This is a genomic window from Halorussus lipolyticus (genome assembly GCF_029338375.1).
GTDB classification, from domain to species: Archaea; Halobacteriota; Halobacteria; order Halobacteriales; family Haladaptataceae; genus Halorussus; species Halorussus lipolyticus.
This window is the reverse complement of sequence record NZ_CP119804.1, coordinates 664532-686143: the sequence shown is the minus strand read 5'-3', so window position 1 is coordinate 686143 and position 21612 is coordinate 664532. Positions and strand designations below refer to the sequence as shown.

The window sequence follows — 21612 nt, the reverse complement described above, 5'->3', positions numbered from 1 at the left end:
GATGCGGAGCCGAAGACGAGACTGCTCGTCGGAGCAACTGATGGTGAAACGGGACTAAAGCGAGCGTCAGGCGTGAGTCAAGGCGTCTCCCGCACGGCACCGCCCGCATCGCAACCGCGGGCCTCACGCCTCACCAACCTCCTCGCTCACGCTGTTCGCTCGTCCCTCGCACGCAAGGCGGGACGCCACCAGCGTCGCACCACCGCGCGCCGGTTCGCGAATATCGATTCTGCTCGTGTCCGTCCAATCCGCGAGTAGGCTTAAGCGCCCGCCGATGGTACCCGGTTCAGGAGGAGCAACCCACATGAGCCAACAGCGACAGGTGCGCCAGCAGGCCGGCACCGTCGAAGGAAACGCGGTCCGATTCGACCCCGAGAAAGCCCAGCAGGTCGTAGAGGCCCTGAACGCCGACCTCTCGGCGACCTACGTCCTCTATCACCAACTCCGCAAGCACTACTGGACCCTCTCGGGCGCGCAGGCCGACGAACTCCGGCGGTTCTTCGCCGAGGCCGCCGACGAGGCCGAGCGCCACGCCGACGCGCTGGCCCGCCGAATCGGGGAAATCGGCGGGGTGCCCGTGACCGGCCCGGCCGCGCTGGAGCGCCACAGTCCGGTCCCCTTCGAGGGCGAGGACGTCTACGACGCGCGGGCCTCGCTCGAAAGCGACCTCGAAGCCTACGGCGACCTCGTAGAGAGCGTCAGCAGTCACATCGAACTAGCCGAGGGCCTCGGCGACCACGCCACCGGCCACCTGCTCCGCGAGCAACTGGTGGGCCTCGAAACCCGCGCTCACGCCATCGACGGACTGCTGGCCCACGATTCGCTCACGCTCTGGTAGCCTCGTCTCGACTCGGTTCTCCCCGGTCGATTCTCGCGGTTGATAATCCACGGGAGGTTTATTACGGTATAATTTCTTGTCACAGGTAACACTAGATGGTGTCGAAAGCGTTCTTTACGGGCTCGAAGTACCTCGTCGAGGAGAACGACGGACGTTACAACTACGTCCGCTACGACGGCGAGCGATTCCTCGAAGCGCTCTCGACGGCCGGCCAGAAGGTCGTCCGCCTGCCCGTCGAGGCCGACGACGAGAAGTCGGCCTACCTCAAGTCGCTGGTCGGTCTCAACGAGAGCTACTTTTTGGCCCGCGAATACGAGGACGACGCCAAGGGCAAGTACCTCAAGCACGACGAGGACGCCGAGCAACTCTTTCGGGTCAAGACGGCCGAGAAACTCGGCGAGCGAGTGGACGAACTCCGAACGCTGTTGTCGGCCCACGACGCGCTGGTCGATGCCGCGGTCGAACAGGCCCGACCTGCCGGCGACGAGTCGGACCGACCCTCCCGCGAAGCGGTCCGCTCGACCCTGTTGGCCTGCACGAATCGGGCGGTCAGCGGCGGTTGGTATCCCGTCTTCGAATCCTACTACTACAGCCTCAGTCCCCGAGAACTCGTCGCCGAGGACCGCGAACGCCGGAAACAGCGCATCGAGGGCACCGAGGAGTCCCGCGGCATCCGGGAACTACTCAGCAAGCCTCACTTCGACCGACTCGCCGAGCGTGACCTCCGCCGAATTCGGGAGATAAACCGGAATTCGCCGGGTGCAGACCCCAAAGTCTGGAAGCGACTCCTCGAAGAGTACAGGTGGTTCGTCGGCCACGAACGCGACCGCGGCCAGAAAGTCGCCGCAGGGAGCGGCGCGAAGGGTTGAGACCGAAAGCTTCGGTGTCGTCCGAACGACTCGAAGCGACGACAGAGCCACCAATCGGTCGTCCTACAGGGGCACCCAATCGGTCGTGATTTCGGGGTCCTGAAGGTGCCAGCGTTGCTCTACCTCGCCGTCGGCGTGGCGGACCTCGACCACCGCGTCGAACAGCGGTTCTAACTCCGCGACCGTCTCGGAGTCGTACTCGCTGGGCAGGTGGTAGTGGGCCATCCCGTCGTACTTCTCGACCGTCTCGGTCAACCCTAGCAGGAACCGGCGCACGTCTCGGGCCTCGCGGTCGGCGACCAGCGGCGTCACCGAATCGAAGCAGAGCCGTAGCTCTGCCGGCGAGAGACCGTTGGCCTGCTCGTGGAACTCCTCGATGGCCTCCTCGACGGCCGTGCCGAGGTCCCTGAGGTCGCCGGTATCGACCGAGCGCTGGCGGAACGACGGGCCACCAGAGTCTCGCAGGCCGGTCCCGCTCAGCGAGTCGAAGTCCTCGCGGTCGGTGTGACTGCGTTTGGTCGCGGTGCCTCCTCGGACGTCGGCGTCCCAGTCCACCACCGCGGCGGCGTCGCTATACGGTCCCGACTGGACCGCTTTGAGCCTCGCGTGTGCCCTCGGCGGTCCGGCGTCGGTGGTTACGAACAGTCGGTATCGCGGCCCGGCGCTCGACTCTCCCAAGAGTCGCTCGCAGGCCGAATCCAGCGCGTCGGTGCCGACCAGCAGGATATTGCATCCGTTTCGCTTGAGGTCGGCCAACCGATGGCGAAATCGCGCTGTCGCTTTCGAACTCCCCCTTCGTTCCTCCCCACACATTAATTCACCAATAACGGCGAGAAGTGCAATAAGTATTTCGGACATCTGAAAAACGTCCTGCGACCGCCGACAAAGAACCTCGACGGTACCTCAGCGGGGGACCCTGACGAAACCCACGTCAGGGAACCCTGACGAAACCCACGGCAGGGAACCCTGACGACATCCACGGCAGGGAACGGCACCCCCGGCAAGAAACGTGGGCGAGCGGAGACCTTTCAGATTCCCGGCCCCGAGTGTGGGCCGATGAGCGACCACCTATTCAGTCCGCTGTCGATTCGCGGAACCGAAGTCCGAAATCGCGTGATGGTCTCGCCGATGTGTCAGTACTCCTGTGAGGGCGACGGTCTCGCCACCGACTGGCATCAGGTCCACCTCGGGAGTCGGGCCACTGGCGGCGCAGGCATCGTGATGACCGAGGCCACCGCGGTCGAACCCCGAGGACGCATCTCGCCCGACGACCTCGGCATCTGGAGCGACGACCATGCCGAGGCCCTCGCCCCCATCGCGGAGTTCATCTCCGACCGAGGAGCAACCCCGGCAATCCAGTTGGCCCACGCCGGCCGGAAGGCCAGCAAGACGCCGCCGTGGGACGGGAGCGAACCCCTCCAACCCGACGAGGGCGGATGGGAGACCATCGCGCCGAGCGAGGTACCCTACCCCTTCGAGGACGACGAACCGCCCCAGACCGCGCGGATGGACGCCGACGACATCTCTGCGGTCAAGGACGCCTTCGTCGCCGGAGCAGAGCGTGCTCGGGACGCCGGCTTCGAAATCGCGGAGGTCCACGCGGCCCACGGCTACCTCCTCCACGAATTCCTCTCGCCAGCGACGAACCGCCGCGACGACGAGTACGGCGGCGACTTCGAAGGCCGAACTCGTCTCGTCCGCGAAATCGTCTCCGAGGTCCGCGAGGTCTGGCCGGGCGACAAGCCCGTGTTCGTCCGGGTCTCGGCCACCGACTGGCTTCCGGACCGCGAGTCGTGGACCGTCGAGGACACCGCCAGACTCGCGCCCCTCCTCGCGGAGGCAGGTGCCGACCTCGTGGACGTGAGCGCCGGGGGCATCCACCCCGACCAGCAGATTCCCCAGACCGGCCCGAACTATCAGGTGCGCTACGCCGAGCGAGTGGCCGAGGAGACCGACGCGCTCGTCGGCGCTGTCGGCGGGATTTCGGAACCCGCGCAGGCCGACGCGCTGATTCGGAACGGCCGGGCGGACCTCGCCATCGTCGGCCGGGAACACCTCAGAGACCCCTACTTCGCGCTCCACGCTGGCGAGGAGTTGGGCGTTGACGACGACATCGAGTGGCCCCTCCAGTACCGGCGCGCGGTCGGAAATTAGCTGGCTTCGACCAGCAGTTTACGGGCGATTGCGACGACGCCGACCAGAAACGCGACGACACTGCCGAGGACGACGAAGATGCCCACGAACGAGACGAACGAGTTCCGGGCAGAGATGGCGAACTGACCGACCAGCATCCCGACCCATCCGACGACCAGAACACCGTAGAGTTTCAGCATCTCGTCGCGGGTGGCGTATTCGAGGGCATCGCGGGCCGAAATCGAGGCCGAATCTGAGGAGGGCGGCGCATCGGAGGACATATTTGGGCGTGTCGCGCAGTCGGGAAAGTTCTTGCTGGTCGGAGGTCTGAGAACCTGTCTCATACCGGAGCAACCTATTTGTCCGGGCCGGACCCGCCTTCGGTATGGACTACCGCGAACTTCCGGACGACCGGAAGAAGGAGTTTCAGGACTTCGTTCACTACGCCTTCAGTCTCGAAGACGGGCCGCAGGACGACCACGACTGGGACCCAACCGAGCAACCCGGTGCGGACAGAGGCCTGTTCGACGGCGACGAGATGCTCTGCGTCTGTGGCCACTACTGGTTCCAGACCTCGCTTCGGGGCCAGCAGTTCGAGATGCCCGGCCTGTCGGCGGTGGCCTCGCCGCCCCAACACCGCCGGCAGGGGTACGTCGCCCGACTCCTCGGCGAATCGCTCTCGGAGTACCGCGAGCGCGGCGACTTCCTGACGGCGCTCTGGGCGTTCGAGCATCCCTTCTACGAGCGACAGGGCTGGGGACTGGCGAACAAGTGGACCCGGTACGAGTGCGACCCCGAGGCCCTCGCGTTCGCCAGAGAGTCCCCGCTCGCTGGCGGCGAGTTCCGCCCCGTGAGCGCCGACGAGTACGAACGCCTCGCAGAAGTCCTCGCGGCGGACAACGAGGACTACGAGCTCTCCATCCAGCGCACCGCCGAGTGGTGGCGCGAGCGCACCTTCAGCAGTGTGGAGACCGACCCCTACGCCTACGGGTGGGAGAGCGACGGCGAACTCCGGGGCTACGTCGTCTACCGCGTCGAGGACGCCGACGAGGGCAAGCGACTCGACGCCCACGAGTTCGTGGCCCCCGACCGGGAGGCCCGCGTCAACCTCCTGCGACTCCTCGCCAACCACGACTCGCAGGTCGAGCGCGTGAGCATCAACGGCCCGGTGGATACGACCCTCCTCGATTTGGCCGACGACCCCGCGAACATCGACTGCGAGGTCAAACCCGGCCCGATGGTCCGCCTCGTGGACGTGCCCGCCGGATTCGAGGCGCTGGAGTACCCCGCCGACCTCGACGCCGAGTTCACCCTCTCGGTCGCCGACCCCCTCGCGGACTGGAACGACGGTACTTTCCGGGTCACCGTCGCCGACGGCCGCGCGACCTGCGAACCCGCGACCGAAGGCTCCGCCGCGACTGCCGACGCGGACGTGTCCGCCGACGTGAGCGCGCTCTCGCAGGTTTTCGTCGGCTACCACTCGGTCGCAGATGCCGAGGCCTTCGCGGGCCTCGAAATTCGCAATTCCGAAGCACGCGAGGCCCTGACGGCGATGTTCCCCGAGCGCGATGTATTCCTGCGCGAAGGATTCTGAGCGCCTTCAGAAAATAATTTTATTTACTAAAACACCATATATACAAGTCAGACAATTGTATTTGTTTCCACTGCGGCTGGCGCGTGCGGGTGCGGCGCTTGTGAGCGCCGCGCCTCGCGCGCGAGGGACGACCGACCGACCGCAGGGAGTGAGCGAGGAGGTTGGGGAGGCGTGAGGTTCGCGGTCGCGGCGCGGTTGCGGTCACGCCTGTGTTCAAGCCTGAAGCTAGCTTCCTCTTAGCCTTCACTACCGATTTCCGGAATCGATTCGACCTCGAAACGGAGGAGCCAAACCGAATCCCGGCCCCGAAAAGCGGCCAAACTCTTTACGGCGCGACACGTAGACCCGGCCATGAGAGACGACCGCGACGACCGACGAGATGGGGACCCGCCCGACGACCCGCGCGACTACGGGGGCGGCCGCGACCCCGCCAGCGACGAAGACCTAGACGAGCGCGTCGAGGTCCTCGAAGCCCGAATCCGGGAACTCCGCGACGAGTTGGGCCGCCCGCCGGAGGGGCCGCTCGGCCTGCCCCGGCCGCCGACGCCGCGGGAGGTCCTGTCGTTCACCGGCGAGTACGCCATCCCGACCGCCATCGCCGTGCTGGAGGCCAACATCCGGGCGCTGAAGGCCCTCGAACAGGTCATCCGGGTGCTGGACCCCGAGCGGAGCGTCGTGAACGAGGAGCGCGGGCGACTCGAACGCCGGGCGAGCGATGCAAGCCGACTCACCCTCGACCGCCTCGAATCGGCGCTCGAAGACGTGGAGACGACGATTCGGGAGAGCGACCTGCCCCGCGAGGACGAGGCCCGGAGCATCCTCGACGACGCCCGGCGCATCAACCGCGAGATACGCGACCGAGTGGAACGCGAGGCCCGAGAGGTCGAGGAGTCCCGCGAGCGAGAGCGGGACATCGACCGCGAGAGCGCCGATTCCGACGACGACGCCCGCGACCGAACCAATTCGGACCGCTCCACTCCGGACCGTCCGGGCGCGGACCGCGATGCCGACCTCGATGGCGCGACGACCATCGAACTCACCGACGAGGGCGAAGACGGCGAGAGCGAGGCCGACGAGGACGGAACAGAATCGTCGGACCACGCCGACCGCGCCGAGGTGGACGTGGAGGCCGAACTCGAATCCATCAAGAACGAACTCGAGGAGCGCCAGCGCGGTGACAGACGCGGGGCCGAGGAAGTGGATGCCGACGAAGCAGACCCGGACTCCGAAACCGACGAGGGCGACGACACCACCCAGTCCGACGCTGACGACCCAGACGGCGCAGACGACGCAGACGACGAGTAGCTATTCTGCCACGGTCTCCCCGCCCCGGAGTCGGCGGTAGAGACGCCGGGCGAGGGTCGGGCGAGCGTCGTCGGGCCGCCCGAGCGACCACGCGAGGAGCGCGATTCCGACGCCGACAGCGAGCATCGCGTAGTTGGCGGCGTCGTTGGTCGCGCGCACCAAATCCAGCGAGTAGAGCGCGGGCGAGGCGGGGTAAATCGGCATCACGCCCCACGGGTTGAGCAGGTCGGCGAGCAGGTGGGCGACCACCGCGAAATTCCCGAGGAAGAACGCCCAGAGCGCGCCCCGGAGGGCCTCGCGCCGAGGCCGCTTCGCCAGCGAGGACCCCACCACCAGCACGCAGAGGGTGCCCACCGCGAGCGCGAACCAGAGGGTGTGGGTTACTCCTCGGTGGACCAGAAACTCGAACTGCCCGTCAACGTCGGGAAAGAGCGTGTACGAGAGGACGATTCCCCCGCCGGAGAGGGCGTCGCGGACGTATCCCCGCGAGAGCAGGGCGTATCCCACCACGGCGTAGAGCGCGAGCGCCATCCCGTAGTGGCCCGGCGGGAACATGTCCCAAACCGGCCGTGGATTCAATGTTAATCTATCGGTTTATCAGGTGTTGGCGGTCGAACAGGCCCCGAGGACGAAACTGCGAACGCTGAGATTCGTCGGCGAGTCCGGCCTACTTCCAGACCAGTCCCTCGACGGTCCCGGTCATCACTTCCTCGTCGCGCTCGTTCCAGCAGGTGACGGACCCGCCGAGGTCGTAGTGGTCGTCGCGCACCGCCACGGAGTCGATTTTCATCTCGCAGGTCAGGGCCTCGCCAGTGTAGACCGGGCGGTGAAACTCGAACTCCATCGAGCGCGCCAGCACGTCGAGGTCGCCGCCGATTTTGGTCGGGAGCGAGGCCGTCAGCAGTCCGTGGACCAGCAGTCTGCCCTCGTCGTCGGGTTCGAGGTGCCGGGCCTGCTCGTCGCCCGAGAGGTCGGCGAACTGGCGGACCTCCTCGGGGGTGAAGGTGCGCTCGAAGGTGTGGGTGTCGCCTTCTCGTGGTCGCGTCATCTGCTCGGTACTCGTCGCTCCAGACTAGTATAATTATCCGTGACTTTCGTCGTGATTTTGACCGCCGTCCACCATCGCTCGCTGTCGTGATTCGCGCTCGGGGTCGTCTCCGACGGGCGACGCCGGGGCCTCGCCCGCCAATCGCTTGTCTGCCAATCGTTCTCCGGTCGGTCGCTCGTCGGCCAATCGCTCGCCGGTCGGTCGCTCGTCGGCCAATCGCTCGTCCGCCTGTCGTCGGCTTTCGGTCCCGAGAGCGTCGCTTGCGTCGGTCTCCGCCGAGTCCTTCCGCGGGTCTGATACTTCCCCGCCGCCGACCAGCGCGCCGAACGTGTTGCGAACGTCCCGGAGGAAGGGTCTCGGGTCGCTCGGGTCGAGGTAGTCGAACCGGGGATGGCGGACGAGCGAGGTCAGCACCTCGGCCGCAGACCGGACGAACGACGGGCGCTCCACGAGGGGATAGTCGTCGAAGACGATGCTGTGGAGGTGACAGAGTTCTCCTCGCAGGAGGTGGCCCGCGGTGCCCACCTCGTAGTCGGCGTCGATGCGCTCGGACTCGCCCGTGGCCTGTCGCCAGTAGTAGGCCGGGAAATCGACGCCCGCCTGCACCGTGAAGGGAAGCGAGGTCCAGAACCGGGGGTTGATTTCCATGAGTTCGAAGTCGCCGGTCGCTGGATTCCGGAGGAACTCGACCATCGCAAGCCCGTGCCAGTCGAGTTCGTCCAGCAGTCGCCGGCCGGCCGAATCGAGCGCCGGAATATCGACCGACTCCCGGAAGGCGCTCGGGCCGCCGCAGTAGTTGCACCCGCGGCGCTGGCGGTGCTGGAAGGTCGCAACCGGGTCGCCCTCGTCGTAGAGCGCGAAGAAGGCGTACTCGTCGGAGTCGGGCACGTACTCTTGGACCAGCGGGACGTGGCCCATCTTCGACACGAACTCCTCGGGGTCGGGTTCGGTGTCGGCGGGCACGTACTGGGTCGAGTGGGTCTCGGTCGTGCTTTCGGCGAACTCCTCGGCGTACTCGCTGGCGTGGAGGGTGTAGCGCGGCTTGACGATACTCTCTCGCCCCCAGTCGTCCCACTCGTCCAGCACTTTCGTCCTCGGGGTGGAGACGCCGGCGTCCTCGGCGGACTCGAACAGTCGCACCCGGTCTTGGACGCTTCGGAGCGTTTCGAGGTCGGGCCACGGCGTCCCGACGACGCTCGATAGCGCGTCCCGGTTGCGAGCCAACACGTAAATATCGGCCTCTCGGACGGGGATAATCGTCCGAACGTCGTCGCGCCGAGCGAGCGTCAGTAGCTTTCGCTCGTAGGCGTCCAAGTCGCTGGTGGGGTCGGGCACCGTAATCGTCTCGTCGCAATACTTCGAGGAGAGGCCCGGCGCGGTCGGGTCGTCGGCGATAGCAATCGTTCGGGCGTCCTCCTCGCTGAGCGAACGGAGGCACGCGAGGCTACTCGCCGCGTGGATAGCCGGAACGACCACCCCTGCGTCGGACGTGTGGGACTGCGGCGGCATACTGTCGTATTTGAAACTAATTATCATTGTTATGGGGTTGTTGCAGACTGACATAGAATGCCATCGGAGCGTCCAAAAGCGTCAGACCGGCCCTACTGGGCCTTCAGACAGAGCCTGAGGAGGATTGCGAAGCGATTCCGACCCGCGACAAGCGACTCGCCTAGCGGTCGTTGGCTACTTGGAACCCGTATCGGTCGGAAGTAGCTAACTCGCCTAGCGGTCGTCGGCTACCTCGAACCCTATCGCTCCGAGGTAGCTGACTCACCTGTCGGTCGTCAGACTACCTCGAAGCGATACCCATCCCACTCCTGACTCTCCTCCTCTCGAATTCCGGCCTCGGGGTCGCGCAACTGTTCGGCGTAGACCGGTCGCACCTCGTCGCCGATTTCGACCTCGGCGTCGTCGGCGAGTTGCCCAATCGCTCGGACCGAGGACCCTTCGACCTCGAACTCCACGATGGCCAGCGAGTTCGGTTGCCGGACGCCCGGAGGAGTCGCGGTGTTCGTCGTCCACGTCACGACCTCGCCGGTTTCGTCGCTCAGGTCGATGATTTCGGTCTGGTCCTCGGCGCACTCGGGACACAGTTCGTGTTCGGGGTAGGTCACGTGCCCGTTCGGGCATCGGTAGGCGTTCAAGGTCATTTAGGGTTCCTCCATGATGGTGGTGGTCACGCAGTTGCCGAACCCGCCGACGTTGCAGGCCAGTCCGACCTCGGCCTCGACCTGCCGGTCGCCAGCGTCGCCGAGCAACTGCTGGTGGAGTTCGTAAGCCTGTGCGACGCCGCTCGCGCCGAGGGGGTGGCCCTTCGACTTGAGACCGCCGGAGGTGTTGATGGGCAGGTCGCCGTCCCGGTCGGTGACGCCCTCCTCGACCGCTTTCCAGCCTTCGCCCTGCTCGAAGAAGCCGACGGCCTCGCTCTGGAGGAATTCGAGGATGGTGAACATGTCGTGGAGTTCCGCCACGTCCACGTCGTCGGGACTGCGGTCGGCCATCTCGTAGGCGGTGTCGGAACTCTCGACCGCCGCGCCCATCACGGTCGGGTCGTCTCGCTCGTGGACGACGTGGGTGTCGGTCGCACCGCCGATGCCCGAAATCACGGTGTACTCGTCCTCGGGGACGTGTTCTTCGGCGACGGACTCCGGGCAGAAGAGGAGTCCCGCACTTCCGTCCGTAATCGGGCAGAAGTCGTAGAGGCGCAGGGGGTCGGCCACGATTGGCGACTCCATCACGGTCTCCAAATCGACCGCCTTCCGGAACTGGGCGTGGGGGTTGTCCAGTCCGTTTTTGTGATTTTTCACCGCGACTTTCGCCAGACTCTCGCGGGGCGCGTCGTACTCGTGGAGGTACCTGCGGGCGGTCAGACCGGCGAAACTCGGGAGCGTGACGCCGTGCTTGTACTCGACGGGATGCGTGAGGGAAGCGATTACGTCGGTGGCCTCGGCGGTGGTCCGGTGGGTCATCTTCTCGCCGCCGACCAGCAGGGTCATCTCCGAGGCCCCGGAGGCGACCGACTGCCAGCCAGCGTAGATTCCCGCCCCGCCGGAGGCGCTGGTCTGGTCCACGCGCTGTGCGTAGGCCGGCATCGCGCCGAGGTCGTGGGCTAAGGCGTTGCAGACGCCGGTTTGGCCCTCGAACTCGCCGCTGGCCATGTTCGAGACGTAGAGGTGGTCCACATCGTCGGGGGCCACGCCCGCGTCGGCGAGGCACTCCCGACCCGCTTGGGCGAGAAGTTCGCGTAGCCACTCCTCGCGCTCGCCGAACTCGGTCATCGAGGCTCCGATGATTGCGACTCGGTCCATGCCCGTGGGAAGGTGGAGTGCGGGTTTATAAGTCGGGGATTGGCCGAGATGTTGGCGTGAATTCGTGATTTGTTCTTCGTATGCCAGCTAACTGCACTAGCCCGACGACAGTCGAGGTGGTGAACGTCTACGAAAGCCCTCGGCCGCTCGCGGTCGCTCTGCGGGATATTCTCGTGGCTCGCTCCGCTCACCGCTCGAATAGTGGCCCGCAGAGACGACCAAAATGAACGCGAGCGGCCGACCCCTTCATCCCACCCGGCGGTTGGTCGGTCAAGCGCGCTCCGGTGGTTGAGTCGGTGGTCGTTATTGGCATGACTTTCTATTTGTTTTAGGATTGAAAATCAGTCTTTTAGCAATATATTCAATTCACAATAGCGCCGCGAGGGGTATCGACTGGGAGCGACGACAGGCCGAAAAATCATCATAGGTGGGATGAAGGGGCCGCCCGGTCGCGGTCTCGTTTACTTTGTTCACGAGACCGCGACCGGGCGGGGGCTTCAATAAGCAGTCACCACTTCGATTGCTGTCGAATCGGTAGCAGTACAAATTCTCACAGAAACTCCTAACCAACGATGGATACTAACACCCGCAAACGAAATTCACAACCCAAGAACCGATGTCAGCGCGGAACAACCCCAAAGACCCCATTTCCGTCGAACTCACGTTCTACGCCACTTTCCGCGAGGAGGTCGGCCAGAAATCCCTCACGCGCGAACTCCCCGCCGAAGCCACCCTCGCGGACGCAATCGCTGATGTCGCCGAGGACCACCCGTCCCTCGAAAGCAAACTCCTCGCCGACGACGGGGAAATCGCCACCAGCGTTCGGGCGCTCAAGAACGGCCGGGAGCGCGCCGAGGCCGAAACGGTCCTCGAAGACGGCGACGACGTGAGTTTCGTGAACCCCATCCACGGCGGTTGAAACGAGTCGCAAAAAGCAGTTCTCAGTCCGCGCTCGCCGCGCTCTCGTCGCCCGAAATCCGACTCTCGGGCACGGTGCCGTCCTGATTCCACCCGCGCTCCGCGTAGTACTCGTCTAACGCCTGCTCGAAGTCCGGCAGGTCGTAGGGCAGGTCGTCGTCGCTCCGGTCGAACCCGCGCTGGTTGTTGAAGTGGCGTTCCAGTTCCACGATGCGACCGCCGATTTCGAGGAGTTCGTCCCAGTCCGCGCCGAACAGTTCTTCGATGCGCTCCTCGGTGGCGTAGTCGCTGGAGAACGCACAGAGGACCCCGCTGTCCTTGAACGCCGCCGAGTTCTCGGATTCCACGAGGAAGGGAGCCTTGCCCTCCAAGCCTTCCGGGTCGAGTTCGCCCGAGTACTCCGCGCCCAGAATCTCCGAGTACATGTGGTCGGCCCCGCTGTTCGAAGTCGCGTAGGAGAGGCCCTGTCCGTTGATGGCCCGGCCGTCGTGGGCCGCGAATTCGAGGCCCTTCGAGGTCCAGTTTTCGACGCCCAACTCGTCGTGGCACCGGTCCACGCCCTCCGCGAGCAGGTCGCCGACGCCCTCTCTCCGGCCGATTTTCTCGACCAGTTCGTGGACCAACTCGGCGTTGCCGAACTCGTCTTCGCTCTTGAGGTACGCCGAGACGGTGACGCCGGCCGAGATGGTGTCGAGGCCCAACTCGTCGCACAACTCGTTGGACTTCATCACGTCCACGATGTCGCCGACGCCCGCGTTGGACCCGAACGAGAAGACCGTCTCGAACTCCGGTCCCTCCGTCTCCAAGCCGGTCTCCTCGTCTCTCGTCGGCAACTTGCACCCGAAGGCGCACTGCGAGCAGGTGCCGCGCTTGTACTTTTTCTCCTCGACCGCATCGCCGCCGATGTGTTCCACGTCCTCGAAGGAGAACTCGGTGAAGTACCGGGTCGGGAGCGAGAAGTTGTCGTTGATGAACTCGGTGCCGCCGGTGGTGCCCTGTCGCTTCATCGAGTCGTCGCTCTGGGCGGCGTCCCGGTGGACATCCATCTGCACGTCGGGAATCTCGATTTCTGGCGCGGAGTCGCCGTCGAAACTCATCGTCTTCAGGTTCTTCGCGCCCATCACCGCGCCGAGGCCGCCCCGGCCGAACGCCCGCGTGTCAGAGGTCATGACGCAGGCGTACCGGACCTCGTTCTCGCCCGCCGGGCCGGCGGTCACGAGGTGTTCGGCCCCCAAATCGCGCACGCCCTCGACGTACTCGCTGGTCGCCGAGACTTCGGCCCCTTCGAGTTCGGGGACCTCCTCGAACTCCACCCCGTCGTCGGTCACGTGAACCGCCAGCAATTCGTCGCTCTCGCCGACGATTTCGACCGCGATGTGGCCCGTCTCCACGAAGTTCCGCGAGAGGAACCCGCCCGCGTTGGTCGAGCGAATCCCGTCCGTGAGCGGGGAAATCGCGGTGGCGTTCATCCGGCCCGTGAAACTCATCTGGGACTGCTGGAGCGGTCCCGACGAGAAGTAGAGCCGATTCTCCGGCCCGAGCGGGTCGGCGTCGAAGGGAATCCGGTCGTGGGCCAACTTGGTGGCGAGTCCTCGGCCGCCGACGAACGATTCCAGCACGTCGTCTACGTCCTCCTCGCGGGGCTCGCGTTCGGTCAGGTCGATGGTCAGCAGGGTTCCCTTTCCGTGAAGCATTCTCGGGTAGTAGTACGCCACGCGCGACGTAAATTCGGGGGTATCGGAAACCCGCCGAGGACGCCCGAACTCCGGTTTCGGGTTTCGGTCGCGCGCCAATTCGCCCCTCGGAGAAGGCTAAAACGTCCGGGCACCCTACCCGGATTCATGGGGGAAGACAAAGACATCAGCGACGTTTCGGGGCTTCCGGACGAACTCGGAATCGACGAGGACCTCGGGCGCGCCGAGCAGAGACTCACCATCCGGACCGAGGAGCGAACCTACGGCAAGGCAGTCACCATCGTAGAGGGGTTCGACCAGTCGGACGTGGACCTCGGGGACCTCGCCTCGATGCTCAAGAGCCAACTCGCCACGGGCGGCACCGTCGAGGACGACCGCATCGAACTACAGGGGGACCACGGCGAGCGCGCGGCCGACCTGCTCCGCGACGAGGGTTTCGAGGTCGAAGGGTAGTTCGAAGTCGGTAGGGAGACCGGAGGGCCGCCGGACCGCCTCGGGCAGATACGGGTCCGAGACGTAGGGATGCAGATGCTCGGCCCACAGCAAGTCCAGCGGCGTCTGCCACCCGAGGGCGTGACTCAGCGCGTCGTCCCACGCGACCAGTAGGCCGAGCAAGAGCGCGCTCCGGGCCAGCAGGGTCGTGCGCCACCAGAAGGGCCGGACCACCGACACTGCAGTCGCCACGCCGAGGAGGACAAGCACGCCGAGCGCGCCCACTATCGGGTAGTAGGGCCACGTCAGCGCGAACGCGAACACCGACAGGAGCGTCGCGCCGGTCACCACCCACGGCCCGGAGTCGGAGTCGCTGTCGGCGTAGAGTATCCAACACACCATCAGTATCAGCAGAACGCCGAGATAGAAGTGGTGCGGACCGAACACGGCCCCGTCGGGTTCCACCTCGCTGGGAAAGCTCCCGAACACACGACACGTACGACGAGGTAGAATAAATAAATTTCCGAGAGAATTTGAGTTCTCTCGCGCGCTAGACAACTATATAATAAACTCGAAAACCCAGAATTCTCGCCAATCCCGTAGGTTCTTGACGGAGACGGCCCCAGTTTGGGCCATGCTCCCGCGAGTTCACGTGATTGCGACAGGCGGCACCATCGCCAGCACGCCCGACGAGGAGGGCGCGTCTCCCAGTCTCGACGGCGCGGACCTCCTCGAATCGGTCCCGGACCTCTCGGCCCACGCCGACCTGAGCGTCGAATCGGTCTCCCAACTGCCGGGGTTCGACATGGACTTCGAGACGATGGCCGAAGTCGCAGAGCGCGCCAGCGAGGCCGCCGAATCCGGGGGCGACGCAATCGTCGTGACCCACGGCACGGACACGATGGCCGAGACGGCCTACTTTCTCGATTTGACCTGCTCGCTGTCCGTACCGGTGGTCGTCACGGGCGCACAGCGCCGACTGGACGAACCGAGTTCCGACGCGCCCGCCAACCTCCTCACAGCGGTCCGCGCGGGGACTCACTCCCGAGTCGATGAGGGCGTCTTCCTCGCGTTCGACGACGAACTCCACGCTGGCCGGGACGTGCGCAAGACCCACTCCCACAAGTTGAGCGCGTTCTCCTCGCCGAACGACGGCCCGGTCGCTACCGTGACCCGCGACGGCCTCCGATTCCACCGCGAACCCGAGAGCGAGTCGGTGTACCTCCCGGTCGAAGGCGAGGACGCTCCGGTCGAGGCCCCCGACGCTCGCGTCGAGATGGTCGTCTCGGCGGCGGGAGTTGACGGCGCGCAAGTCGAGCGCGCAGTCGAGGCGAACGCCGACGGTCTCGTAATCGCGGGCACCGGCCTCGGGAACACGACCGGCGAGTTGGGCGAGACCGTCCGAGATGCAATCGAGTCTGGCGTCCCGATTGTGCTGACCTCGCGGTGCGGTGCCGGTTCGACCGGCGCGGTCTACGGCACCGCGGGCGGCGGCAAGACCTTGCAGGACCGGGGCGCGATTCCCGGCGGCGACCTCGCGCCGTGGAAGGCCCGAGTGAAGTTGGCGCTGGCGCTGGACGCGGTGAGTGACGAAGACGGCGATGGCGCGGAGAAAGTCACCGACTACTTCGTGGAACCGGTGGAGTGACCGCCGTCCGCTCGGGGGGTGTCGCCCCGAGGACTGTCCGCGCGGGGCGCGTCGCCCCGGCCACTGTCGTCGCGGGGACTGCTCACGCGCTGGCCATCGACCTCGGGACGCTCCCCCGGACCGACCTCGGGAGGAGTCTCCGACAGTGGCAGTTCGACCGCGAAGACGCTCCCCTCGGGACCGGTCTCGGTCAGTTCGGCCGACCCGCCGTAGCGTTCCACGAGGGTCCGGACGAGATAGAGGCCCAGTCCGTGCTTCGCGCCGGTGTTGTCGCCGCGCTCGAACAGCGTCGAGCGCTCGCCGTCCGGAATTCCCGGCCCGTTGTCGGCCACCCGGACCGTGGCGGTGTCGTCGCCCTCGTCGACGTTGACGCGGACCTCCGGGTCGCCGTCGTTGTGTTCGACCGCGTTCCGGAGGAGGTTCGAGAAGATTCGGGGCAGGAGTTCGTCGGCCCGGACGGTCACGCCGTCGGGAATGGTGGCCTCGACAGTCACCGAATCGTAGGTGTCTCTGAGTTGGCTCAGTTCGCTGTCGAGCGCCGACGAGAGGTCTACCGGTTCGAGATGGGCGATGTCGGAGGTGGTCTCTATCAGCACCTGCACGTCCCGGATGACCTTCGTCATGTTCTCGCCCTGCCGGTGAATCGTCTCCAGTTGGGTCTGGGTGGCGGGGTCGATGTCGTCGTCCTCCAACACGAGCGAGGCGTACCCGACGATGACGTTCGCGGTGTTCAGCACCTCGTGGCGGAGGAGTCCGTTCAGGTAGTCGAACCACTGGCGCTGATTCTCGGCCTCCTCGGCCCGAATCGCGGCGCGCTGGGCTTGGAGTTCGCGCTGGATGGCGCGGGCCTCGATGTAGCCGACTAACAGGCCGCCCGCCGCGCCGATGCTCGTGGCCCAGCGACCCCACGAGACTCGGAAGGCGAAGTCGTCGAACGTCATGACCGCCATTACCGGGAGGTTTATCGAGAGGAAGAAGGCTGAACCGCCCAGAATCCACTTGCCGATTCGGGGGTACCGCTTGGTCGGGAGGTCGGTCCGGGCGAGCCAGTAGCCCCCACCCAACACCGGGGCGATGAACACCATCGCCACGAAGAAACCGACGAGAAAACCCCTCGAAGTGAGGTCAAGCGGCCAGTAGAGAAATCGCTGTTCGGCGAGGTAGACGGCCAACAGCACCGCGCCGAGGACGCTCACGAGACTGGGTATCCACTCCGCGACCGCACGTCGGGAGGGGCCCCGTTCCGCAGTCATATCGACGTAGTTCTATTCTCGTATCATAATTCTTTCCAAATCATACGGTGAAATAAGATGTCAGTCGGTCCGAACCGCTCCCGTCCGCGAGTTACTCGCCGAATTTCTGTCGTTCCTCTTTCCGGAGTTCGATGCGTCGAATCTTCCCGCTGGAGGTGGTCGGGAGTTCATCGACGTACTCGATTCTGCGGGGGTACTTGTACGGGGCCGTCTCCTCTTTCATGTAGTTTTGCAGTTCGTCGGTCAACTCGTCGCCGCCCTCGCGGTCGTCGGCGAGGACGACGTAGGCTTTGACGACGTTCCCGCGCTCGTCGTGGGGGCTGGCGACCGCCGCGGCCTCTGCCACTGCGTCGTGGCCCACGAGGGCGTCCTCGACCTCGAAGGGGCCGATTCGGTAGCCAGACGAGATGATGATGTCGTCGGCCCGGCCCTCGAAGAAGAAGTAACCGTCTTCGTCCATCCGGGCGAGGTCACCGGTCCGGTAGTAGTCGCCATGGAAGGTTTTTTCGTCCAAATCGGGCTTCTCGTAGTAGCCGTCGAAGATGGCGGGCGAGTCCACCGGGACCGCGATTTCGCCGGTTTCGCCGGGTTCGACTTCCTCCTCGCTTTGGGTATCGAGGAGCGTCACGTCGATGCCGGGCACGGGCTTGCCCATGCTTCCGGGTTTCACGTCGATGCCGGGGTAGTTGGTGACGAGCGCGACGGTTTCGGTCTGGCCGTAGCCGTCTCGCGGGGTGACGCCGAAGGCCTCCTCGAACTCCTGAATCGGCTCCCTGTTCAGGGGTTCGCCCGCCGAGACGGCCTCTGTCAGCGCGAGGTCGTAGTCGCCGAGACCATCGACTTGGGTGAACATCCGGTACTGGGTCGGGACCGCACAGAGTCGGGTTACGTCCTCTTCGTCCATCAGGTCGAGGAAGGTTCTGGCGTCGAAATCGCCGTCGTAGATGAACTGGGACGCTCCGGTCGTCAGGCCGACGCCGACCGGACTCCAGAACCACTTGGCCCACCCGGTGCCGGTGGTCGCCCAGAGGAGTTCGTCGGAGAAGTCGGTCTCCTGCGTGACGCCCCACCAGTAGGGCGCGTTGACGAGTTCGAAGCACCGGAGCCAGCGGTGGCGGTGCAGGACCGGCTTGGGTTGGCCGGTGGTCCCGCTGGTGTAGTTGATGGACATCGGGTCGTCGGCGGAGAGTTCGGGGCCGTCGTGGGCGGTTCCCTGCCCGTCGAGGAGGTCGGAGAATGCGTGCCAGTCCTCGCGGTCCACCGTCTCGGCGTCGGCGTCCAGCACGACCACGCGCGAAATCGGCGTCTCGGAAAGAATCGGTTCGACCATCTCGGTCAGGTCCTCGTGGACCACCACGGTTTCGGCCTCGCAGTCGTTCGCCCGGAAGGTGAGGTCCTTGGGCTTGAGCATGGCCGAACAGGGCACGAGCAACGCTCCGCGGGTCAGCGCACCCAACTGGACGGCGAAGGCGTCGGGGTGCCGGGGGAACAGGTGCATCACCCGGTCGCCCTCGCCGACGCCGAGGTCGGCCAGCGCGTTGGCGAACCGGTTCATGTCGTCGCGGATGTCGGCGTAGGTGCGTTCGGCCTCGGTCTCGTCGTCTCGGAACCGGACCGCGAGTCGGTCGCCGAAGTTTTCGGCGTGGTCGTCGATTACCGCCGGGAGGTTGTAGTCTTCGGGGATGTCCCACTCGAACTCCTCGCGCTCTTGGTCGTAGTCGAGAGGCATATGCCGAACACTCGGCGGACGAGCATTTGGTTTTATCGCTGGTTCCTAAATTTCGAGAGCGTCGGCGCGGAACTCTCAGACCGCCCGTCCTCGTTGCGAGAGGCCGATGAGGAGCGCCCCGCCAGCGAGGACGAGGACGGCCACGGACAGCAGTATCGTGGTGTAGGCGAGTTCCAACAACAGCGGCGCGAACAGAATCAACGCGCCGACGAGAATCAACCCGGCCCCGCCCCAGAGTTGCGTGCTGTCGTCCATGCAGGTCGTCACGACGCCCTGCCACTTAGCTCCGATGCCGAAAACCCGGCCACTCGGGGTCGAGCGGTCGCTCAGTCGGCGGACGCGGCGTCGAGGCCGGTCCCGGCTTCCAAGTGTTCGCCGAGGCGTTGGACGAACCGCGCGGCTTGGCCGCCGTCCACGACGTCGTGGTCGAAGGTGACGGTGAGGCTCAGATACTCTCTGGACTCCAGTTCACCGTCGATGAGGCGGGGTTTGGTGCCGATGCCGCCGATAGTAAGCTGGAGGGTGTAGTTGGTGGGACTGATGGCCCACCCGTTTCCGGTGCCGAACATGCCGACGGAGGTGACGGCGACGGTGCCGGCGAGGTCCGTCCACCGCGAGGGAAACAACTGCGGGAGCCGCCAGAGTTGCCTGCGGACGAATCCGGGAAGCCAGCGGGCGAGTTCGGCGGTTGCGGCGTCGGGACCGCTCGAAGCGTCGGCTTGGACGCGCCGAATCTCGTCGTGAATCGACCGAATCGTCCGCCGATTCGCTTTCCGGACGACGTGCGGGACGCCGATTCGCTCGCCCTCGACTTCCCGCTCCACGAGGAGATTCACGTCCACGTCCTCGAACTCGTGAATCCGTCCTCGCCAGTCGTGGTATCGCTGGACCGCCGGCTGTTCCGCCACGGCGGTCGCCAGACAGGCGACGACGAACGCCGTGAACGAGAGGTCCGTTCCGGTCTGCTCCTCGATGCGCCGAATCCGCTCTCGGGCGTTGGTAACGTCGATTTCCACGAGGCCGTGGACGTTGCTCCGGCGTCCCGCCACCTGCATGTACTCCGCCGTCAACCGCTTCTGGGGAGACACGCGCTCGGGGTCGGGTCCTCGGTCCCTCATGGACTCACATCGACGGGGCGAAGTAAAACCGTATCTGCGGGGTCCGTGTCTGCTTCCGGTCCATCGACAGGAGCCATCTCGACAAACAGCACGGATATTAAAGCAATGAAATCAAATTTGTAACGATGATTTTACTGTCCCTATTCGACTGTCGCGCTTCGCGTCTCTCCTCGGCACTCAGACTGGGGCACTCACACCGGCCGCTCGTCGCCCGCCGTCCCGACGAGGACCGCGCCGCCCGCGAGGCCGAGGACCGCGACGGCGGCCGACGCCTGCGTGAACGCGCCGAGTGCGGTCGGGACGAACAGGAGTGCGCCCGCGGCGACCAGCAGTGCGATGCCGACCCGAAGTTGGCGTTCGTTCGAGACCATGCGCGTAGTTACCACGATAAACTGCTTGGGTTCTCTCGCGGACATGTTCGCCAGACGGCCGGAAACGCCTCTTAAACCGGTCTCCGCGAGCGCGGATAGACAAGCTTTTAGGTTTGCCTAAACCAACCCCAATCTAACGAATGAGCGCGACCGAGGACATCTGCGTCGTCGTCCCGACGATACGAGAGTACGAGTGCATGCGGGCCTACTTCGACAACGCCCGCGAACACGGCTTCGACTTGGACCGACTTCACGTCCTGCTGGTGACCGAGGACTTCTGCGACACCGAGGAGATGGCCGACATGCTGGCCGACGAGGGCGTCTCGGGCGAAGTCTTCGACGGTACCCGGCGCGAGGAGTGGTACGAAGACCACGGTATCGCGGAGTACGGCCACGTCGTCCCGTCTGCGAGTCACGCCGAGACGAGTTTCGGCCTGTTGTACATCTGGGCCAACGACTTCGACTACGGCTTTTTCATCGACGACGACACCCTGCCCCACGACGACTTCGACTTCTTCGGTCGCCACATGCGGAACCTCGACTACGAGGGCGAAATCGAGGAGGTCTCGTCTGACGAAAACTGGGTCAACGTCCTCTACCAGAACTTCGAGGACCACGGTCTCTACCCCCGAGGATACCCCTACGCCGCGATGGACGAGACGGTCGAGACCGCCACGACCGAAATCTCCGACGTGGTGGCCTCGCAGGGCCTCTGGACCAACGTGCCGGACTTAGACGCCGTGCGAATCCTGATGGACGGCGACTTGCAGGGGCAGGCCCAGACCCGGACCTCCAAAGCCGACTACACCGGCGATTTCGTCGCTGGCGAGGGCAACTACCTCACCGTCTGCTCGATGAACCTCGCCTTCGAGCGCGAGGTCATCCCCGCCTTCTACCAACTCCCGATGGACGAGAACAAGTGGGACGTGGGCCGGTTCGACGACATCTGGTCGGGCGTCTTCCTCAAGCGGGCCTGTGACGTGCTGGACAAGACCATCTACAACGGGTTCCCGCTGTGCGAACACAACAAGGCTCCTCGCTCTACCTTCGGCGACCTGAACAACGAGGTGCCCGGTCTCGAACTCAACGAACACCTCTGGGAAATCGTGGACGAAACCGCCACAAACGCCGACTCCTACGCTGGCGTCTTCGAGGAGATGGCGACCGAACTCGCCGAGGGCGACTACGACGAGTACGAAAACGGCGGATTCTTCAACTACGTGGGCGAATACATGCTCGATTGGCTGTCTGCGCTGGACGAACTCCAGTCGCTCCAGACCGCGCCCGCACCGGCCGACGACTGACCGCCGAGGGCTATCGAGACGACCCCATCGCCGACGATTGATTGTCCGCG

At 65.3% G+C, this 21612-nt stretch carries 23 protein-coding genes; 9 read left to right on the top strand and 14 right to left on the bottom strand.

The annotated features are described in order from the left end of the window. The first annotated feature begins 304 nt into the window (after positions 1-304). Together dpsA and P2T57_RS03510 are read left to right on the top strand one after the other, a co-directional pair. Positions 305-838 carry a DNA starvation/stationary phase protection protein DpsA gene (gene dpsA / locus P2T57_RS03515; protein ID WP_276301099.1) on the top strand — a complete coding sequence of 178 codons (534 nt, stop codon included), beginning with the start codon at positions 305-307 and terminating at the stop codon, positions 836-838. A gap of 95 nt (positions 839-933) precedes the next feature. Continuing rightward, positions 934-1707 carry a hypothetical protein gene (locus P2T57_RS03510; RefSeq protein ID WP_276301098.1) on the top strand — a complete coding sequence of 258 codons (774 nt, stop codon included), beginning with the start codon at positions 934-936 and terminating at the stop codon, positions 1705-1707. A 63-nt stretch (positions 1708-1770) separates the two neighbouring features. On the opposite strand, the gene P2T57_RS03505 is transcribed toward P2T57_RS03510, so the two are convergent. Further along, a complete protein-coding gene (locus P2T57_RS03505; RefSeq protein WP_276301097.1) occupies positions 1771-2520 on the bottom strand; it encodes a DUF7504 family protein in 750 nt (249 codons plus the stop codon). A 243-nt stretch (positions 2521-2763) separates the two neighbouring features. Here P2T57_RS03505 and P2T57_RS03500 point away from each other — a divergent pair, with 243 nt between their 5' ends. Next, a complete protein-coding gene (locus P2T57_RS03500; protein ID WP_276301096.1) occupies positions 2764-3861 on the top strand; it encodes an NADH:flavin oxidoreductase/NADH oxidase in 1098 nt (365 codons plus the stop codon). Here P2T57_RS03500 and P2T57_RS03495 read toward each other — a convergent pair. Then, positions 3858-4121: a hypothetical protein gene (locus tag P2T57_RS03495; protein ID WP_276301095.1), complete on the bottom strand. Its 264-nt coding sequence runs from the start codon at positions 4119-4121 to the stop codon at positions 3858-3860. The genes P2T57_RS03500 and P2T57_RS03495 overlap by 4 nt on opposite strands. Positions 4122-4225: 104 nt before the next feature. Here P2T57_RS03495 and P2T57_RS03490 point away from each other — a divergent pair, with 104 nt between their 5' ends. Together P2T57_RS03490 and P2T57_RS03485 are read left to right on the top strand one after the other, a co-directional pair. After that, complete coding sequence (locus P2T57_RS03490) at positions 4226-5434, top strand: GNAT family N-acetyltransferase (RefSeq protein WP_276301094.1); 1209 nt, start codon at positions 4226-4228, stop codon at positions 5432-5434. A gap of 351 nt (positions 5435-5785) precedes the next feature. Next, positions 5786-6739, top strand: a complete 954-nt coding sequence (locus tag P2T57_RS03485) for a DUF7547 family protein (RefSeq protein WP_276301093.1) — start codon at positions 5786-5788, stop codon at positions 6737-6739. Here the strand turns inward: P2T57_RS03485 and P2T57_RS03480 are convergent, their stop codons facing one another. The 5 genes from P2T57_RS03480 to P2T57_RS03460 all read right to left on the bottom strand — a co-directional run bounded on the left by P2T57_RS03480 (position 6740) and on the right by P2T57_RS03460 (position 11095). Next, positions 6740-7294, bottom strand: a complete 555-nt coding sequence (locus tag P2T57_RS03480) for a metal-dependent hydrolase (RefSeq protein WP_276301092.1) — start codon at positions 7292-7294, stop codon at positions 6740-6742. A 112-nt stretch (positions 7295-7406) separates the two neighbouring features. Beyond that, positions 7407-7787 carry an FAS1-like dehydratase domain-containing protein gene (locus P2T57_RS03475; RefSeq protein ID WP_276301091.1) on the bottom strand — a complete coding sequence of 127 codons (381 nt, stop codon included), beginning with the start codon at positions 7785-7787 and terminating at the stop codon, positions 7407-7409. Positions 7788-7820: 33 nt separating this feature from the next. Further along, complete coding sequence (locus P2T57_RS03470) at positions 7821-9296, bottom strand: carboxylate--amine ligase (RefSeq protein ID WP_276301090.1); 1476 nt, start codon at positions 9294-9296, stop codon at positions 7821-7823. Positions 9297-9571: 275 nt separating this feature from the next. Next, positions 9572-9937, bottom strand: coding sequence for a Zn-ribbon domain-containing OB-fold protein (locus P2T57_RS03465; RefSeq protein ID WP_276301089.1), 366 nt, complete (start codon positions 9935-9937; stop codon positions 9572-9574). Beyond that, a complete protein-coding gene (locus tag P2T57_RS03460; protein WP_276301088.1) occupies positions 9938-11095 on the bottom strand; it encodes a thiolase family protein in 1158 nt (385 codons plus the stop codon). 616 nt (positions 11096-11711) lie between these two features. On the opposite strand from P2T57_RS03460, the gene P2T57_RS03455 reads away from it, so the two are divergent. Beyond that, entirely contained in the window at positions 11712-12014 is a 303-nt protein-coding gene (locus P2T57_RS03455; RefSeq protein ID WP_276301087.1) for a ubiquitin-like small modifier protein 1, read from the top strand. A gap of 22 nt (positions 12015-12036) precedes the next feature. On the opposite strand, the gene P2T57_RS03450 is transcribed toward P2T57_RS03455, so the two are convergent. Then, positions 12037-13707 carry an aldehyde ferredoxin oxidoreductase family protein gene (locus tag P2T57_RS03450; protein ID WP_276301086.1) on the bottom strand — a complete coding sequence of 557 codons (1671 nt, stop codon included), beginning with the start codon at positions 13705-13707 and terminating at the stop codon, positions 12037-12039. Positions 13708-13854: 147 nt separating this feature from the next. Between P2T57_RS03450 and yciH the strand changes: the two genes are divergently transcribed. Continuing rightward, positions 13855-14160, top strand: a complete 306-nt coding sequence (gene yciH / locus P2T57_RS03445; protein ID WP_276301085.1) for a stress response translation initiation inhibitor YciH — start codon at positions 13855-13857, stop codon at positions 14158-14160. Here the strand turns inward: yciH and P2T57_RS03440 are convergent. After that, positions 14092-14628, bottom strand: coding sequence for a hypothetical protein (locus P2T57_RS03440; protein ID WP_276301084.1), 537 nt, complete (start codon positions 14626-14628; stop codon positions 14092-14094). The two genes, yciH and P2T57_RS03440, sit on opposite strands and share 69 nt — an antisense overlap. Before the next feature lie 145 nt (positions 14629-14773). Here P2T57_RS03440 and P2T57_RS03435 point away from each other — a divergent pair, with 145 nt between their 5' ends. After that, positions 14774-15787, top strand: a complete 1014-nt coding sequence (locus P2T57_RS03435) for an asparaginase (RefSeq protein ID WP_276301083.1) — start codon at positions 14774-14776, stop codon at positions 15785-15787. On the opposite strand, the gene P2T57_RS03430 is transcribed toward P2T57_RS03435, so the two are convergent. The 5 genes from P2T57_RS03430 to P2T57_RS03410 all read right to left on the bottom strand — a co-directional run bounded on the left by P2T57_RS03430 (position 15763) and on the right by P2T57_RS03410 (position 20303). Continuing rightward, complete coding sequence (locus P2T57_RS03430) at positions 15763-17040, bottom strand: sensor histidine kinase (RefSeq protein WP_276301082.1); 1278 nt, start codon at positions 17038-17040, stop codon at positions 15763-15765. The two genes, P2T57_RS03435 and P2T57_RS03430, sit on opposite strands and share 25 nt — an antisense overlap. 91 nt (positions 17041-17131) lie before the next feature. Further along, complete coding sequence (locus P2T57_RS03425) at positions 17132-18769, bottom strand: acetate--CoA ligase (RefSeq protein ID WP_276301081.1); 1638 nt, start codon at positions 18767-18769, stop codon at positions 17132-17134. A gap of 75 nt (positions 18770-18844) precedes the next feature. Next, positions 18845-19024, bottom strand: a complete 180-nt coding sequence (locus tag P2T57_RS03420; protein WP_276301080.1) for a hypothetical protein — start codon at positions 19022-19024, stop codon at positions 18845-18847. Positions 19025-19095: 71 nt separating this feature from the next. Beyond that, positions 19096-19887 carry a 2-oxo acid dehydrogenase subunit E2 gene (locus P2T57_RS03415; RefSeq protein ID WP_276301079.1) on the bottom strand — a complete coding sequence of 264 codons (792 nt, stop codon included), beginning with the start codon at positions 19885-19887 and terminating at the stop codon, positions 19096-19098. Between the two features lie 191 nt (positions 19888-20078). After that, positions 20079-20303 carry a hypothetical protein gene (locus P2T57_RS03410; protein ID WP_276301078.1) on the bottom strand — a complete coding sequence of 75 codons (225 nt, stop codon included), beginning with the start codon at positions 20301-20303 and terminating at the stop codon, positions 20079-20081. 95 nt (positions 20304-20398) lie between these two features. On the opposite strand from P2T57_RS03410, the gene P2T57_RS03405 reads away from it, so the two are divergent. Further along, complete coding sequence (locus tag P2T57_RS03405; RefSeq protein ID WP_276301077.1) at positions 20399-21562, top strand: alpha-1 4-glucan-protein synthase; 1164 nt, start codon at positions 20399-20401, stop codon at positions 21560-21562. Positions 21563-21612 lie beyond the last annotated feature (50 nt).